This window comes from uncultured Brachyspira sp. (genome assembly GCF_949287625.1).
Taxonomy (GTDB): Bacteria; Spirochaetota; Brachyspiria; order Brachyspirales; family Brachyspiraceae; genus Brachyspira.
The window spans coordinates 1-17528 of record NZ_CASEGO010000019.1; the positions used below are offsets into that span (position 1 = coordinate 1).

Consider the following 17528-nt stretch of genomic DNA (forward strand, 5'->3'; position numbering starts at 1 on the left):
CTTCCACCGTTGGGTTACCTATTGAAGAAGGAATGTGTGAAGCTCCTATTCAGCTTGATAAAAATTATCCATTAAGTTTATGTGTTGATTATAATTGGTTTGCAAATGGATTTAAAAATCCTGATTTCCAATCTAGGATAGGATTAACTCATGAACTTGCACACGTTATTCATGGCAGGTATTTTCGTAATTAAGGACAAATAAGTGAAGGATTTGCAGAATTAGTGCCCCATTATTTAATGGGATATGAGGAAAGAAATTTAAAACACCAAAAATCAATTACTTCTTTTCAAGAAGAAAATATGCTTAGTATGACATTTCTCAACCAAAAAGGAATGTTTGCCGTCGATGAAATGGATGGGCGAGAAACACAGCAGTTAAAATCTTATATGTCAGTTTATTTATGGATGTTGGCATATACAAAACGAGTAGAAAACATATATGGGCTTAACAAGTTTGATGCTACAAATTTTATGCTGAACGAATTTTCAAAAATTGATAATTATAACTGGGAGGATAAAACTAAAGCGGTAGCTGATATAATTAGAATGCCTAAAGATGATGTTATGAATGGATTGATTTTACAAAAAGAAGGAAAGCAACATATTCAAACCATTATCATTAATCAAAAATTAAAACAACATAATTGTTTATCCATTTAATTCGTAAACCGTGAGTTAAGCATCACCAATCGCAACACCCTCGATTTTCGGGGGTGTTTTTTTGTTTAAAGAACTTATGTAATCGAACGGTTTTCTAAGGTTATACGAGATTCTACGGTCTTGTAATTTCAAGTTCGAAAGTAAAAGGTGTAAAATCTCTCTTTTGGTTTCTACTTTCGAACTCTGAAAAATTTGATATGCGTTATTGCCTAAGGAAAGTATTGTAGATATTGCAATTGAAAATTTTTCATCCGCTTTTGTTAACAGTTCTGATTTCCCTTCAAGTTCATATTGTTCTTTTTTTAGGTCTTCATTCATATCTCGGTATTCTTCCGGTGTAATATGTCCTTCAAGAAGCAAAGAGCGTAGACGTTTAATTTTATCCTGACAGTCATCATATTGTTTACGTACAGCCTTTACTTCACGATTATGGGCTTCATTTTGTTTATTAATGATTCTTTCCATATCAGTTTTAAGATATCCCATAATTTCTTGGGGTAAGGACAAGTTTTTTAATTCATCTTCAATTTGTTGCAAAATTATATTCTCGTTGACCTGTGGATTTTTGCAATTTCCTTTGAAATGAGAACATTTTAAGTAAACATATTCTCGTCCACTGGGTTTTATTTTACGGTCACTGCTAATCATACAACCACATTCTCCACAAGTTATTAATCCGCGAAAAATAAACGGTTTGTCGGTTGTTTTAAAATGTTTTGGTGTTTCAGGTTTGCGTCCGTGCATAATATCTTGACACGCGTTAAACAATGCAGGAGCTATTAAGGTTTCATAATTATGTTTATACCATTGGTCTTTATAGAACATTTCACCAATATAAAATTTATTATTTAATTTCTTAATTTGAAATATTCTATAACCTCAATAAGTTCATTAGCCTCACTAAGTAAAGACTGTGAAGCTGCAGTTGCTTCTTCCACTAAAGCAGCATTTTTTTGAACAGAAGAATCCATATTACTTATAGCAGAATCAACCTGTTCTATACCTTTTTGCTGTTCCTGAGATGCTATATTTATTTTATCCATCATAGCTGAAGCATTATCCATCTTTTGCGAAATATCAGCAAACATTTCTTTTGATTCTTTAACACTTTTAGCAGCTAAATCAGCTTTATCATTACTGTCTGCTATTAAAGCTGTAATATTTTTTACAGATTCCTGAGTATTTTGTGCCAAGTTTCTTACCTCGCTTGCGACAACTGCAAATCCTTTACCTTGATCTCCCGCTCTTGCTGCCTCTACTGAAGCATTAAGAGCAAGTATATTGGTTTGAAATGCTATATTTTCTATAAGTTTGGTAATGTCCATTATTTTAGTGCTTGCCTCATGTACATCATTCATTTTATTAACACTTTCTTCTATTATAAGTCCTGCATTATTCAAGGCATCTTTAGCATCAGTTACCATGCTTGTGCTTTCTGCAACACTTTCTGCTGATTCTTTTATTGCACTAGCCATTTCATTCATAGAAGCAGCAGTCTCTTCCAAACTTGAGGCCTGCGATTCTGTTCTTTGTGATAAATCATTATTACCTGCCAAAACCTGATTTGCCGCAGTTGAAACTTGTTCTGCAGAGTTTTTTACAGTTGTAACTACTTTATTTAAATTATTTAAAATATTTTCACAGTTTTTAGCTATATCTCCCCATTCATCATTCATATTTAAAAATGTATTATCTATATGAAATGATATATCCCCGCTTGAAATTCTAGACATATCTTTGGATAATCCTACTATTATACTTGTAACCTTATACCTTAAAATGATAGGTACTATAATAGATGCTATTATGATAATTATTAAGGATATAATTATCATGACATTTCTCATCATATCGCTGTCTTTAAATATATCACTGTTAGCAGCCATTATTTCAAGTATCCAATACTGTCCTTCTGCAATTTCTAAAGGAATAAAATAATATGTGGCATAACCTTTATAATATGTTGTATAATCCTCAAAGGATATAGTTTGTCCTTTTGATAATGTTTCAAATACATTACGATCTTTATATTTAGGGTATATATCGTACATATTTATTCCTAAGTTTTCTGTACTTCCCATATCATACATCAAATTTCCGTAGTGATCGAATAGTAAACTTTCAGAGTGTTCAAAAGGCTGTATATTTTTCATAGTTTCGTTTAATGTTTCTATTTTTATATCAGCGGTTATGACACCTATAGGCTTATTTTGATACATTATTGGTATAGCCCAAGTATACATTGATACTATATCATTATTACCGATATTAAATTCATATATGCCCGATAAATATTCTTTTCTTTTTGTTATAGGTTCATTATAGTAGTCAGCATCTATTTCATCTTTACTCATAGATCTTTCTGTTACAGTATTAGCTGAAGATCTTGATATATAGTATGTTTGCTGTCCTTCAGTTAAAGGATAATCATTAATATAATTAGCATCATTTCCTATAGCATTAGGCTCTAAAGCTATCATAATTCCTATTACAGTATTTGGCAGTATATTAAAGAAATTTTTTGTTACACTTTCATATGCTTTTCTATCTGCAACACCAGAATTGTACATATTTTCTAATGTATATTTAAGTCCTGTTATTTGATATAAATCTTCTTTTACAACAGCACTTAATTTATTTCCTTCTCCTTTAGCAACCTCTTCCAAAATTTTATAAGATAATTTTTCACTGATATTTTTAACATAAATAATATTGATTATATTTGATACTGCTATCATTATTAATAGCGGAATCAATATAACCAAACTAATCTTGACTTGTAAACTTACTTTCTTAAACATACTATAAACCTCTTATCCTTATTAATTTTTTAATTTAAAATATTCTATAGTTTTTATTAATTCATTAGCTTCACTAAGCAATGATTCAGATGCAGATGTTGCTTCAGATACTAAAGCGGCATTCTTTTGCACAGCACTGTCCATATTGCTGATTGCAATATTAACCTGATCTATTCCTCTTTCCTGTTCCTGTGCTGCTGTGTTTATTTTATCCATTACCATAGAAACATTATCCATTTTTCCCAATATTTCGCTGAATATTTCCTGAGATTCCTGAACACTGTTTGCGGCTAATTTTATTTTATCATTGCTGTCTGTTATTAGGGAAGTAATACTTTTCACAGATTCCTGAGTATTTTGTGCTAAGTTTCTTATTTCGCTCGCTACTACTGCAAATCCCCTTCCTTGTTCTCCAGCTCTTGCTGCCTCAACTGAAGCATTAAGTGCCAGTATATTAGTTTGAAATGCAATATTTTCTATGAGTTTTGTAATGTCCATTATTTTACTGCTTGCCTCATAAACATCATTCATTTTATTTACACTATCTTCTATTATATCACCTGCCTTATTTATATATTCTTTTGCATCAGTTACTATACTTGTACTTTGAGCAACACTTTCTGCTGACTCTTTTATAGCACTAGCCATTTCATTCATAGAGGCAGCGGTCTCTTCCAAACTTGAGGCTTGCGATTCTGTTCTGTCAGATAAGTCAGTGTTTCCTGTTAGTACTTCATTTGCGGCAGTAGAAACCTGTTCAGCGGAATGTTTTACTGTTGAAACTACTTTATTTAAATTATTTAAAATGTTTTCACAGCTTTTAGCTATTTCGCCCCATTCATCATTCATATTTAAAAACTTATGCCCTATATGGAAAGATATATCGCCGTTTGATATTTTGTGCATATCTTTAGATAAACCTACTATCATACTTGTTACTTTTCTTTTAATTATAATAGGAACTATTACAGCACTTATAATTACTATCAGAGCTGATATAATCATCATAATATTTCTTATTATATTGCTTTCTCTTAATATAACATCATTAGGAGCAGTTAGTTTAAATCCCCAATATCTTCCCTTAGATATTTCTAAAGGAGTGAAAGAGTATGTGTAATATTCTTTTAAAGTTCCGCTGAAATTTTCAAATATTAGATTTTGTCCGTTTTTTATCTTATTATAAACATCATTTTCTTTATAATATGGATATACAGTATCAAGTGTTTTATACATATATTTAGGATCATCACTGTCATATACTATATTTCCTGCATTATCAAATAATGTAACTGTTGTACCTTCAAATGTTTTTATTTTGGAAAGTAAATCATTAAGAGAATTAGCTAGTACGTCTAAACCTATGATACCTATAACTTTATTGCTGCTATCTTTAATAGGTACTGCCCAAGTATATAAAACATTTCCAGAAGCAGAAGTATATATATCTGTAATATATACTTCTGCCGTATTTAAGGCATTTACATAATATTCTTTCTGAAATATAGAAGAATCTGAATATGATTCAAATATGCCTGTTCCATTTTCTCTTGAAACAGAATAGTTAAATCTTCCATTTGCTTTTGAGTATTTAATAGAATTAGTATAGTTAGAATCATTATCTAATACATTCGGTTCAAATGCTATATGTATAGAAGTAATTCTTTGTGAAAGTTTTGTGAAGAAATTGTATACTGTTGTTTCATAAAAAGTTCTGTTTGTCATTCCGTCGCTGTAAAAACCTTCTATAACTTTTCCAAGTCCCATAGTATAATAGAGATCATCTTCCATGAATGATTGTAATGCCGCTGTTTCTCCTTTAGAACTTTCCTCCAAAATTTTGTATGACAGTTTTTTACTTGCTTCTTTTACATAAATAACATTAATAGTGTTTGAAATGATAAGCATAATTAGCAAAGGTATTAATATTGATAAGCTAATTTTTATTTGGAGACTAAATTTTTTAATCATAATAAAAATCCTAATATATAATTGAAAACATTATATATAATTTATTTACATATTTCAATAATAATGGTAATTTTATTTAAAATAAAACTGTTAATATTGGAATTAAAAAAAATATATATTATGATTTTAATTTAAAATATTCTATAGCTTTAATTAAATCATTAGCTTCGCTTAATAAAGATTCAGATGCAGATGTAGCTTCAGATACCAAAGCAGCATTTTTCTGCACAGCACTGTCCATATTATTAATAGCTATATTAACCTGATCTATTCCTTTTTCCTGTTCCTGAGCTGCTGTGTTAATTTTATCCATTACAGCAGAAGCATTATCCATTTTTTCTAATATCTCATTAAATATGTTTTTAGATTCCTCAACACTGCTTGCCGCTAATTTTATTTTATCATTGCTGTCTGTTATAAGAGAGGTAATATTTTTTACAGATTCCTGAGTATTTTGTGCTAAGTTTCTTACTTCGCTTGCTACAACTGCAAAACCTCTTCCCTGATCTCCAGCTCTTGCAGCTTCAACTGAGGCATTAAGTGCAAGTATATTAGTTTGAAATGCTATTCCTTCTATGAGTTTTGTAATATCCATTATTTTGGCACTTGATTCATAAACATCATGCATTTTAGTAACACTGTCTTCTATTATGAGTCCTGCTTTATTTAAAGATTCTTTAGCATCAGATACCATAGCCGTACTTTGAGCTACTCCTTCAGCGGATTCTTTTATAGCACTAGCCATTTCATTCATAGAAGCAGCAGTCTCTTCCAAACTTGAAGCCTGCGATTCTGTTCTTTCAGATAGATCATTGTTTCCTATTAAAACTTCATTTGCGGCAGTAGAAACTTGTTCTGCTGAATGTTTGACAGTATTAATTACATTATTAAAATTATTCATAGCCTTATCCCAGCCTCTAGCTATATCGCCCCATTCATCATGTCTTTTTTCAAAGCCTTTAGGTATTTCTATAGTCAAATCTCCTCCTGACATTCCTACAATATCTTCAGCTAAAACCATTATAATATTAGATACTTTTTTTCTAATTATTATAGGTGTAATTATTACAGAAATAATTAATATAAGAATTAATATTAATATTAATATCATAATATTTCTTATATTATTTGTTTCTGCTTGTATTACTCTGCTTGGAGTAAGTATTTCTATACCCCAATAGTATCCGTCAAGCATTGGTATTGGAGATATTACATATGTTCCTACTTCATCAAATACTGATGTGTAATGTTCAAAGTCTAAAGATTGTCATGAATGTACATTTTCTATTATCTGAAAATCTTGATACCAGTTATATACTTCATAAGCATTTTTTCCTATTCCATCTGCTTTTCCAGCATTATATACCAAATTACCTGTTGTATCAAAAAGAATTACTTGGCTCTCACTATAAGGCTTTATTTTTTCTATAGACTTTGACAAACTTTCAGCTGTTACATCTGCTATAACCACACCTATGTTCTTACCATTATTGTCAAATATAGGAATAGACCATGTATACATTTCTACTTGAGAACCTCCCAGATTATACATATATACTGGGGTTATATATGGTTTTGATGTATTTTTAGATGTTGTAAAATAATCAGCATTTACTTCTGACATACTAAGTTTCTGAATAGATATGTTTCCATTATTTTTTGTCAGATATACAGCGAATTGACCGCCTACATTATTGTATAATTCGCTATTAGCATAATCAGTATCGCTGTCTATTAAATCTTTATTAAATAAACAGCCCATAGCAATGATATTGGCATCATCTTCTTTTGTATAATTGCTTATAGTTGTTATATATGTGTTTCTGTCTTTTATTCCTATATCATACAGAGCTTCTATCGCTGAAGCCATTTCGCTTAGATGATTATATTCTATTTTTAATATGTTTTGCCCTCTGTAAGATTCTGCTTCAACGGACTTTTTAAGATAGTCTAAAGATTTTCTTCTATTGGCATTATTTACAAGTACTATATTAATAATGCTTGATACTATAATCATAGCAAAAAATATGCTAAGTATTAATAAACTAATTTTGAATTGCAGTCCGACTTTTTTAAACATAGATGACTCCGAAGTTTATATGTAACTTATTTAGAATATTAGTTAATATAAAAAAGAATATTTATAATATGTAAGTTTTGTAACGTATGAATTGTTTTTTGTAAAAAATTGTAACGGTTCGGTTCGGTTCGGTTCGGTTCGGTTCGGTTAGTACTCATAAATTATACATCTTACACTAATTTAATACTAGCACAAAAACATAAAATGTCAATACAAATTATACATTATTAATTAAGTGATGATTTATTTTCTGCCGATTTTAACATGTTTTTAAAATTCCAAGTAAATAATGTTACAGTTGTACATACTGCTATAAAATCTGCTATAGGTTCTGCAAGTAATACAGCCATAACTTTATCCTCAAAAAATATAGGAAGTATAAATATAAGCGGTATTAATAGTATAACCTTTCTTAATATAGCAAGAAATGCTGATATTTTGGCATTACCTAAAGCGACAAATGTCTGCTGACATGCAGTTTGAGCTCCGAATATTAAAGAGCTTGCCATATATATTCTTAAAGCCCATATGCTGTAATTTATTAACTCTTCATTGCTTGTAAATATCCTTACAAATAAATATGGGAAAAATATTGATATTGTCCACATTAAAGTAGAAAATGATAAACAGCTTATAAGAAGTATTTTAAAAGTACTTTTTACTCTTTGCAGATTTCCAGCCCCGTAATTATAGCTTATAATAGGCTGAGCTCCCTGAGTAAGTCCCATTATAGGAAGAAAAGAAAACTGCATAATACTGCTTAATATTGTCATAGCTCCTACTGCTAAATCTCCTCCGTATTTTAAAAGAGAAGTATTAAAAGATACAGATAAAATACTTTCGGTAAACTGCATTATAAACGGAGAAAATCCCAAAGCTAAGCATGGAAGTATTATATTAGGCTGTATTTTGAAGTTTTTTATTTTTAATTTTAGAATTGTTCTTTTTGAAGTCATAAATGAGAGAATCCATATACAGGATATTGCCTGTGATATGATTGTAGCAAGTGCAGCACCTCTTACGTCCATATTAAATACAAATATAAATATAGGATCTAATATAATATTAACTATAGCTCCTATTAAAACTGTGAGCATGCTAGTCTTAGCTTTACCTTGTGCTGTTATAAAAGTATTCAGCCCCAATGCTAACTGCACAAATATTGTTCCAATAGAGTATATTCTTAAATATCTTAATGCGTATATGATAGTGTTTTCGCTTGCCCCAAAAAGCATAAGTATAGGCTTTGCAAATATTATTAGTATTATAGTTAGAGTGATAGAGATTATAATTAAAGTCATAGTACAGTTTCCAAGTATCTCTTCTGCTTTATCATAATGTTTTTTTCCCATCATAATAGATGCACGAGGAGATCCTCCCATACTTATAAGATATGCAAATGCTGATACTGCTATAATGACTGGCATTGTCACTCCTACACCCGTTAAAGCAGCGGCACCTATATCTTTAATATGACCTATATACATTCTGTCTACTACATTGTATAATACATTTATTATTTGTGCTGCTATTGCAGGAATTGCCAATTGAAATAATAATTTGCCTACAGGCTTATTTGCCAGATCATTAGTTTTTTTATCGGTATTTGAATTGTTTAATACTGCTTCATTTTCCATAGTTATTTCCGCATAATAATTTTTTAATAAACTTATAATATGATAAACCTATTTATATTTTAGTCAAATTATTAACATATGAATTATTTATTTTACATATTTACATACATACTATTATTGACTTAAAAAATTAATAATTATATCATTAAACCTATAAACTTTTAGGATATACAAATGAAAAAAATATTTCTTATATTCATAATCTCTATCGTTTTTATTATTTCCTGCTCTGATTATAATGCTGTAAAAGTTTTTACAATAGTTCATATGAATGATACACATTCAAAGAATAACGAATTTGTAACTGTATCAAAAGAAAATGGAACTGCAAACAGATACGGCGGAGCTGCAAGAAGAAAAACTTTTATTGATGATATAAAAAAGACTAATGAAAATGTTATAGTTATGCATGCGGGAGACACTATTACTGGAAGTGTTTTTTCTATTGTTTATCAGGGAATGGACGAAGTTGAACTTATGAATGATTTGGGTGTTAATGTATCTACGCTTGGAAATCATGAATTTGATTTTGGTATAAATCAGCTTAATAATATTATAAGTAACAGAAACTTTCCTACAATAGCATGCAATGTAAAAGTTATTTCTACTGGTGAAAATTATGTGCCTTCTTATATGATAACTAATATTAAAGGTATAAATGTTGCTATAGTAGGAGTATTGCAAAGCGAGAAAATGAATATTACTCAGGGGCTTGATTATATAGATATAGAAGATGAAATATTATCTTTAAAAAATCTTTTTAATACTGTTCCTATAAATACGACAAATGACATGACAATTTTATTAAGCCATGCAGGATTTGATACTGATAAAAAAATAGCAGAGAGTATGCCTAATGTATTTAATATTATAATAGGGGCACATACTCATACATTGCTTGAAAAACCAGTGATTATAGGAAATACTACTATAGTGCAGGCTGGAGAGTATGGTGAGTATATTGGTACTATAGATGTGATGTTTAAAAATGGAAAATATGCTTATCCTAATTATAAACTTACAAGATTAGATGAGACTATCAAAGAAGATGAAGCTGTCCTTGCAAAAATAGATGAGATGCAAAAAGAAGTTGATAAAGAGTTTAATACTGAAATAGCTGTTTTGCCTTATGCTTTAACTGATGAAGATGTAAGAAATAAATCTACGGCTTTAGGTAATTTTGTTTCGGATATAGTCGCTTCATCACAGGAAGGCATTGATATAGCATTAATTAATTCAGGCTCTTTAAGAGGAGAGCTTCCAAGCGGAAAAGTCACATTAGGAAATATTTATGAGTTTTTTCCTTTTGATAATCTTATAATACTAACCACTTTAAGCGGAAGTGAATTAAAAAATATATTGGAATTATCAGCTTCAAGAGTAGGGGAGGGAGCATTTTTACAAGTTTCAAAAGACTGCATTATTAATTTTGACAGCAATGGAAAACTTTTAGAATCATATATAAAAGGAAAGCCTATAAATGATAATGAAAAATATGTTGCAGCTGTTGCTGACTATATATTTAATGGAGGCGAAAAATATATCGATTCTAACGGTAAGCCTTTATTTCAGTACGGAGAAAATACTATACATACAGGGCTTGATATAAGAGATTTGATAATAAAAAAATTAAAAGAATATAAAAATGTTCCAGAGAGTGCCATTGATAATAGAGAGCGTATAATATTTAATTAAAAAATTGTAATGTATATAGAAACGATTTTATTTTTTAAGTATAATATACTTGTTTCAAAACTAAATCAATATATGTAATTACACTATTTTAATTTTTAGTATTTTTATCTTATAAGTGGGGCTTTGCCCCACACCCCACTTCTTTTGGTGCCCCAAAGAAGCAAAAAGACTGCATATTTATATATTAAAATGATAATTTATACAACATGTAAAACTTGTAATAATTAATATTATATAATTTAGCATAAAACAACAAACTATTAAAATTATTTGTCAAGTACTTTTAAAACAAGTCTAATATTTAATTAAAAAGGGGCTGTAAATAACAACCCCTATATTTGCTTAATAATTATACTTATTTCAAAGCAGCTGAAAGTTCGGCGTATCCTGCATCTTTTAGATAATTAACATTTTTAAATCCGTTATCAAGCATATACTGAACAGTTCTTCCAGAGCGTACTCCGCTTTTACAATAGAACATATATTTTTTGTTTTTGTCTAATGATAATAATTTTTTGCTGTAGCCTTTAGCTCTGTAGTCAATATTAACAGCATTTTTTATAGTTCCTGTTTCTTTAATTTCTTCTGGTGTTCTTGCATCAACTAAGATTATATTTGGATCAGATTTAAGTAATGATACAAAGTCATTAAGTGCTAATCCGTTTTTGCCCACAACTTTTATATTGTCAAGTTCGTATGATTCGGTTTTTGCTGTTTGAGCATTGCTCATAACTGCTGTTAATAATAGTGTGAAAATAATAAAAAGATTTCTTTTCATAGGTGTACTCCCTATATGTATATTTAATTTACTAATTAGACGAAAATTTTTTATAAAAGTTCCCAAAAAATGTAATTTTTTTATTTTTTATAATAAAATTTTATTTTGATATATTTATCAATTTAATTACTTCAATGGTATTTGATAAAATTATATATACTGAAAATTCTTAAGTTTGTCAATTTTTTTATTCAACTTTTGGCGAAGCCCGCCGCACACCACAGGTGGACTTCGTCAAAGTTGCAAAAAGTGCAAGTCTAAAAATAGTACTAATTATGTTTTATATGTAGAACAAATTATTAAATTTAGACTGAAATATAGCCTTTCGCTGAACTTCGTCGGCACGCAGAGCGGGCACGACTGTGTACTTCGCAGGGCTAGTCACCGCAAATACTAAAATTTAAAACTTTATTTTTTGACAAACTACATCTGTTTAGGTATAACCTATAAATTATAAGATTACATATCCTATAATCAACTTTTTTAGTAGGTATTAATTTGGCCATTTGTGTTAATACACATAACTAAAGTTTGGAATATGGTAAACCCTAAAATTAAAGGATATTGAATAACTATAAGTATTAATAAATTTAATGCTAAAACAAGTACTATGAAATAATTATGTACATGATTCGCAAACTTCTTCAAGTTCAAAGTTGGATTTAGGAGTTTTCATATAGTATAATGTTTTAAGTCCCAAATCCATAGCATACTGAATATCGTCCCAAAGTTCTTTAGCAGAATCAGGCTTTACATAATAAAGATTTAATGACTGAGACTGATCTATATATCTTTGTCTTACAGCAGCAAGTTCTATAATAGTTTTAGCAGGTATAGACCAGCATCTCTGATAATATTCTCTGTTCTTTTTTATATTAGGTACTAAACTAGGAAGAGTTTGTATGCCTTCTTCTACAAAGTATAAATCTACTATAGGCTCTATTGATTCTGTAGCAGATACACTTTTGCCTGATGTGGCAGTTGGTGCTATGGCTCCATGGAATGAAAAACGTACTCCGCTTGTTTTTATTTCTTCTGCAAGTTTATCCCATTTCTCTTTATCTAAAGATACATTTAGTTTGTTTCTTTTATTTAATAATGACATATGAAAAGGAGTAAGTCCGTCTTTCCATTTTGATTCATTAAATGTTTTATAAGGTCCTCTTTCTTTTGCTAGTAAATTCGAAGCTTGATATATATGATAGTATAAATCATCAAATACCTTATTTGTAAACTCCAAAGCTTCTCTGTCTGTGTATTTTAATTTATTAGAAGCAAGTAAATTAGCATAGTTTATAACCCCTATGCCAATAGGTCTATTTTTTTTATTTGCTATTTCTCCCTCTTTAACTGGATAAAACTGTGTATCTATTATATTATCGCAGCCTCTTAAAAGAGTATAGCAGAATGATTTTTTCTTTTCTTCATCAAAGTTTACCCAAGACATTAAGTTTATAGACACCAAATTACATATGCCTATTTCGCCGCTTTTTTTCCTTTGTATAATTTCATATTCTCCTTCTTCATTTATAACATATTTTTCATCTATAAGTTTTGAAGGATATGAAGGTATAACAATTTCCTGACAAAGATTAGAAGCCCCTACAAATTTATTAACCATATTCTGTTCGTTAATATTATCTACAAATGTTAAATATAAATTTCCTGTTTCCTGTCTTACTTTTAATATTTGAAACAGTAAATCTTTAGCTTTAATTTTCTTTTTTCTTATAGAAGATTTACTTTCATAATACATATAAGCAACATTAAATTTTTCTCCATATTCCTCATTAAGAAGCGGAGTTTCTTTAGGGTCAAACAATGTTACATACCCATCTTTATTAACACGTTCTCTGAATATATTACTTATTCTAATAGAATAAACTAATTTTCTGGCTCTAGTATCTTCAGTTCCTCCGCCATCTTTAAGCATAATAAGGTCTAATACATCTAAATGCCACCAAGGAAAAGTAATAACACAAGCTCCCTTACGTACTCCGCCCTGATTAAATGATGATATAGTTTGTTCTACTCTTTTTATAAAAGGTATAGGTCCGTCAGAACGCCCCCTGTTAGTTTGTATAGTAGAGCCTGAAGCACGTATATATGATGCATCATAAGCAATACCCCCTGAAAACTTCGAGTATAATGCCATATTTCCGTCAGTCTGATTCAAACTCCAAGTATCATCATCTGGGGTATTTAATATACAGCTTGCTAATTGTGCTTTTATAGTCATACTGTTTGCTATTCTTGGTGTTGCAAATGTGACTTCATGTCTTGAAAGCATATCATAAGTTTTTTTTATGTATTTTAATCTTTCAGCTTTGCTTATTTCAAGTTTATCTTTATTTTCACCTTTATAATAATCATTATAAAAAGAAAACATAGCAGCAGTCATATATGTTATTTGAGGAAGTTCTAATTTTTTATTTCCTATATTTTTACAGTACTTTTTATAAAATATTGCCAAACCTTTATATGTGAAAAGCAAATCTCTATTAGGTTCTATCATAGAGTTAATTTTATCTAATTCTTTATCAGAAAATAATTTTACTATATCTTTATCGTATATTTTGTATTTTATTCCCTTTTTTAAAAAATTTTTTATATGAGGGTATGAACCTATTTTTTTAAGACCGCAAGTTTCTTTATATATTTTCATTAAATATAATTTTTCTGCTATAGTATCATATACAGGATAAAGCGGACTTATCATATTAACAGCTGTATTAATGAGTTCATCATATAATACTTCTATTTTCATTTTATCATTAATTTTAATGTTCAGTCCTTCCAAAAGCTGATTGGTAAAAGCATCTATTCCGCCAGTAGCCCAATTAATAACTTTTCTTAATTTTTCTTCATTGAAGGGTTCTTCTCTTCCGTCCCTTTTTATAATTATATGCTTTTTATCTTTTGTAAGTTCTATCATAATTTTTGTCCCATTAGTTTTGCTTTTAACAATAAAGTAATATTATAAATCGTTTTTTAATGCACCTTTTTGATATGAGGTATTAGTAGTTTCCTGCAAAGCAGCATTTTGTTTATTTATATCTCTGTAGCTGTTAAACCAGTCTATTATATCAGATTTCTTCTCAGATAAATATTCGGTTTCTACATCTATATCTTTTAATCTTACACCAGCCCAATATTTAATAAAATGCTCACTTATAGATGAGTTAATTCCAGAAACTTCTTTGCCGTCAAATAGGTATTTAGCCCATTTTATCTCTTCATTAACCGTATATTCTGTCATTGCCCTTGCTGTATCATTAAACCAGCCGTTTTTAAATAGGTGAGAAAATCCTTGATTAGCTTCTTTCCTTAAGATTGTCATTATATTTTTACCAGTAGGTACATGAACATTAAGTTCATCATGTGCTATTAGTTTAATAGTTTTTGTAAATCCAGCTATTGCATTATCATAACTATTATTTATTGTAAAAGTTACAAGAAAAGAGAATGGGAATTTTATACCTTCAAGCAAATATATTCCTACTAATAGTTTTAATATAGCTTGTTTTTTTTCATCTAATGAGGCATTAGAGTTTTCAAGATTGCATAACTCATCAACATTTCCGAATAATTCAACTTCTTTTTCCATTCTGTGCTTTACAAACTCATCATTATATACCAAATCCAATGTTTCGCTGGCCTGATGACCGAAAACTTCAGAAAGTCCGTATGAATAACTTTCCGCATGTATATTTTCTTCTATGGCTATTCTTGCATATAGTATAGACCATATTGAACTTGTAACTATTCTGTTCAGTATAGATGAAAATCCGCTTGTAACACCGCTGTCCATTAAAGTTTGATATGCTATATTGAGTTTGAAAGCCCTTTGAGCATCTTCGGGAAGTGAAGAAAATCTAGTTTTATCCGATTTGTAGTCAACTTCTTTAGAAAACCAAGTATTGCCTTCGCTTGCCTCTTTTAATTTTCTTGCTACTTCATGACTTACAGAATCTATTCTTATATAATGTCCGAAATCTCCAAAAAATATTTTCTCATTTTCTGGTTTTTTATCTATATCTATAACTTTCATACTTAACCCCATACAGTTTTACTTGTCTCTTAATAATTGATTAGTTATTCTAATTTTCTTTTTTATATTTGTCAAGGAATTTTAATTGCTTCAAATAGAAATTTATTTAACTTTTTCATATATATTTATACAGTTGTAATTGTAATACTTATATTATTATTGACTGCAGGTTTATATTGTTATAAAATAGAACAATTAAATATTATTTTGGAGATTTTATTATGAGTAAGTTATTAAAATTATTTTTAGTATTATTTATATTCATATTTGTAATTTCCTGCGGAGGAAACAGTACAAAATATGAAGAGGGAGTTTTAAGGCTCAATGTAGGACCTGAACCTCAAACTATAGATCCTACATTAAACTCAGCAATAGACGGAAGTATATATATAATACATGCTTTTGAAGGTCTTGCAGCAAAAGACAAAGAAGGAAAAATAGTAGGAGGCGTTGCAGAAAGCTGGGATATAAGCGATAATGGAAGTAAATACGTATTTCATATTAGAAGCAATGCTAAATGGTCTGACGGAAAGCCAGTAACAGCAAATGATTTTGTATACAGCTGGAGAAGAGCAGCTGATCCTAAAACTGCAGCTAATTATAGTTATCAAATGGAACCTTTGAAAAATGCTAAGAAGATTACAGCTGGAGAAATGCCTGTTGATTCATTGGGAGTTAAGGCAATAGATGATAATACATTGGAGGTAACATTAGAAGCTCCTATTCCGTATTTTGATCAGCTTATGGCTTATCCTGTATACTTCCCATTAAGAGAAGATATTATAGAGGCAAATCCAGATACTTGGACTATGAATCCAGAAACTTATATAGGAAACGGACCTTTTAAAATGACTGAGAGATCTATTGATGACAGAATAGTTATGGAGGCTAATACCAATTATTGGAATATATCATCTATAGTTCCTAAAAAATTAGTTTTTGTTTTAATGGATAATGGTACTTCAGTAGTTGCTGGTATTAAAGAGGGATCTATATATTTCTCAGACAGAGTACCTACTCAGGATATGGATGCATTAAGAGAAGAAGGTTATTTACAGATAAAACCTTATTTGGCACTTTATTATTATAGTTTGAATAATACCAATGAAATATTAAAAGATGTAAGAGTGCGTAAGGCTTTATCACTTGCAATAGACAGAAATTATATAGTAGAACAGGTTACAAGGGGAGGACAGATTCCAGCAGCAGCGGTAGTTCCTTCATTAATTTCAGATGTAAGCGGAAGTTTCAGAACAAACGGCGGAGATTATTATAGTTTAAAAACTGAAGATTATAATAAAAATATCGAAGAGGCTAAAAAATTACTGTCAGAAGCAGGATATCCTAACGGACAAGGATTTCCAGTATTAGATTTTAAAACCAATCCTGGTGAGCATACATCTATATTTGAGGCAGTACAGCAGATGTGGAAAAATAATTTGGGTATAGACAGCACAATATCAAGCGAAGAGTGGGCAGTATTTCAGCAGACACGTTTGGATAAATCTTATGTAATAGCAAGAAATGCATGGGTTGGAGATTATGATGATCCTATGACATTTTTAGGTATGTTTTTGAGTCATAGTGCACAAAACGTAGAAGGATATAATAATCCAGAATATGATGCCTTGCTTGCTGAGGCTTCATCTACAGGTGATAATAATATAAGAATGCCTATACTTCATAAGGCTGAAGATTTGTTTATGTCAGAAATGCCTATTATACCTATATATTTTTATACTTTGCCTGTTTTAGTTAATCCTAATTTGAAGGATGTGCAGTATGATGTTTTGGGTAAGCATAAATTTTTCTATGCTTATTTAGAAAATAATGAAAAATAAGAAATAGTTTGA

At 29.7% G+C, this 17528-nt stretch carries 13 protein-coding genes; 4 read left to right on the plus strand and 9 right to left on the minus strand.

All coding sequences use genetic code 11. From position 1 onward, the window contains the following. A partial coding sequence (locus Q1X91_RS05040; protein ID WP_300753980.1) for a hypothetical protein occupies positions 1-194 on the plus strand: 194 nt, incomplete at its 5' end. Between the two features lie 45 nt (positions 195-239). Continuing rightward, positions 240-662, plus strand: a complete 423-nt coding sequence (locus Q1X91_RS05045; RefSeq protein ID WP_300753982.1) for a hypothetical protein — start codon at positions 240-242, stop codon at positions 660-662. 15 nt (positions 663-677) lie between these two features. Here Q1X91_RS05045 and Q1X91_RS05050 read toward each other — a convergent pair whose 3' ends face one another. The 6 genes from Q1X91_RS05050 to Q1X91_RS05070 all read right to left on the minus strand — a co-directional run bounded on the left by Q1X91_RS05050 (position 678) and on the right by Q1X91_RS05070 (position 9151). Further along, complete coding sequence (locus Q1X91_RS05050; RefSeq protein ID WP_300753984.1) at positions 678-1487, minus strand: zinc ribbon domain-containing protein; 810 nt, start codon at positions 1485-1487, stop codon at positions 678-680. A gap of 23 nt (positions 1488-1510) precedes the next feature. Then, positions 1511-3463 (minus strand): methyl-accepting chemotaxis protein, encoded by a 1953-nt coding sequence (locus Q1X91_RS05055; protein WP_300753986.1) that lies wholly within the window; start codon positions 3461-3463, stop codon positions 1511-1513. A gap of 21 nt (positions 3464-3484) precedes the next feature. Continuing rightward, positions 3485-5434, minus strand: coding sequence for a methyl-accepting chemotaxis protein (locus tag Q1X91_RS05060; RefSeq protein WP_300753988.1), 1950 nt, complete (start codon positions 5432-5434; stop codon positions 3485-3487). Positions 5435-5552: 118 nt separating this feature from the next. Continuing rightward, complete coding sequence (locus Q1X91_RS15600) at positions 5553-6629, minus strand: methyl-accepting chemotaxis protein (RefSeq protein ID WP_366945491.1); 1077 nt, start codon at positions 6627-6629, stop codon at positions 5553-5555. A gap of 72 nt (positions 6630-6701) precedes the next feature. Further along, positions 6702-7514, minus strand: a complete 813-nt coding sequence (locus Q1X91_RS15605) for a cache domain-containing protein (RefSeq protein ID WP_366945492.1) — start codon at positions 7512-7514, stop codon at positions 6702-6704. Positions 7515-7741: 227 nt separating this feature from the next. Then, positions 7742-9151: an MATE family efflux transporter gene (locus Q1X91_RS05070; protein ID WP_300753990.1), complete on the minus strand. Its 1410-nt coding sequence runs from the start codon at positions 9149-9151 to the stop codon at positions 7742-7744. A 174-nt stretch (positions 9152-9325) separates the two neighbouring features. Here Q1X91_RS05070 and Q1X91_RS05075 point away from each other — a divergent pair, with 174 nt between their 5' ends. Next, the gene (locus tag Q1X91_RS05075; protein WP_300753992.1) at positions 9326-10846 is read left to right on the plus strand and encodes a bifunctional UDP-sugar hydrolase/5'-nucleotidase; all 1521 of its coding nucleotides are present in this window, start codon (positions 9326-9328) and stop codon (positions 10844-10846) included. Positions 10847-11201: 355 nt separating this feature from the next. Here the strand turns inward: Q1X91_RS05075 and Q1X91_RS05080 are convergent, their stop codons facing one another. The 3 genes from Q1X91_RS05080 to Q1X91_RS05090 form a co-directional block, all read right to left on the minus strand. Beyond that, positions 11202-11624 (minus strand): rhodanese-like domain-containing protein, encoded by a 423-nt coding sequence (locus Q1X91_RS05080; RefSeq protein ID WP_300753994.1) that lies wholly within the window; start codon positions 11622-11624, stop codon positions 11202-11204. Between the two features lie 619 nt (positions 11625-12243). After that, entirely contained in the window at positions 12244-14559 is a 2316-nt protein-coding gene (locus Q1X91_RS05085; protein ID WP_300753995.1) for a ribonucleoside-diphosphate reductase subunit alpha, read from the minus strand. A 42-nt stretch (positions 14560-14601) separates the two neighbouring features. Beyond that, the gene (locus tag Q1X91_RS05090) at positions 14602-15675 is read right to left on the minus strand and encodes a ribonucleotide-diphosphate reductase subunit beta (protein ID WP_300753996.1); all 1074 of its coding nucleotides are present in this window, start codon (positions 15673-15675) and stop codon (positions 14602-14604) included. Between the two features lie 221 nt (positions 15676-15896). Here Q1X91_RS05090 and Q1X91_RS05095 point away from each other — a divergent pair, with 221 nt between their 5' ends. Further along, a complete protein-coding gene (locus tag Q1X91_RS05095) occupies positions 15897-17516 on the plus strand; it encodes a peptide ABC transporter substrate-binding protein (RefSeq protein ID WP_300753998.1) in 1620 nt (539 codons plus the stop codon). Positions 17517-17528: the final 12 nt, after the last annotated feature.

What these genes read in the sequence shown, in the direction of transcription:
- Q1X91_RS05090 (WP_300753996.1), bottom strand. Translation starts at nt 15,675, where the DNA reads ATGAAAGTTATAGATATAGATAAAAAACCAGAAAATGAGAAAATATTT.
- Q1X91_RS05045 (WP_300753982.1), top strand. Translation starts at nt 240, where the DNA reads ATGGGATATGAGGAAAGAAATTTAAAACACCAAAAATCAATTACTTCT.
- Q1X91_RS05070 (WP_300753990.1), bottom strand. Translation starts at nt 9,151, where the DNA reads ATGGAAAATGAAGCAGTATTAAACAATTCAAATACCGATAAAAAAACT.
- Q1X91_RS05095 (WP_300753998.1), top strand. Translation starts at nt 15,897, where the DNA reads ATGAGTAAGTTATTAAAATTATTTTTAGTATTATTTATATTCATATTT.
- Q1X91_RS15605 (WP_366945492.1), bottom strand. Translation starts at nt 7,514, where the DNA reads ATGTTTAAAAAAGTCGGACTGCAATTCAAAATTAGTTTATTAATACTT.
- Q1X91_RS15600 (WP_366945491.1), bottom strand. Translation starts at nt 6,629, where the DNA reads ATGCTTGACGGATACTATTGGGGTATAGAAATACTTACTCCAAGCAGA.
- Q1X91_RS05060 (WP_300753988.1), bottom strand. Translation starts at nt 5,434, where the DNA reads ATGATTAAAAAATTTAGTCTCCAAATAAAAATTAGCTTATCAATATTA.
- Q1X91_RS05085 (WP_300753995.1), bottom strand. Translation starts at nt 14,559, where the DNA reads ATGATAGAACTTACAAAAGATAAAAAGCATATAATTATAAAAAGGGAC.
- Q1X91_RS05080 (WP_300753994.1), bottom strand. Translation starts at nt 11,624, where the DNA reads ATGAAAAGAAATCTTTTTATTATTTTCACACTATTATTAACAGCAGTT.
- Q1X91_RS05055 (WP_300753986.1), bottom strand. Translation starts at nt 3,463, where the DNA reads ATGTTTAAGAAAGTAAGTTTACAAGTCAAGATTAGTTTGGTTATATTG.
- Q1X91_RS05050 (WP_300753984.1), bottom strand. Translation starts at nt 1,487, where the DNA reads ATGTTCTATAAAGACCAATGGTATAAACATAATTATGAAACCTTAATA.
- Q1X91_RS05075 (WP_300753992.1), top strand. Translation starts at nt 9,326, where the DNA reads ATGAAAAAAATATTTCTTATATTCATAATCTCTATCGTTTTTATTATT.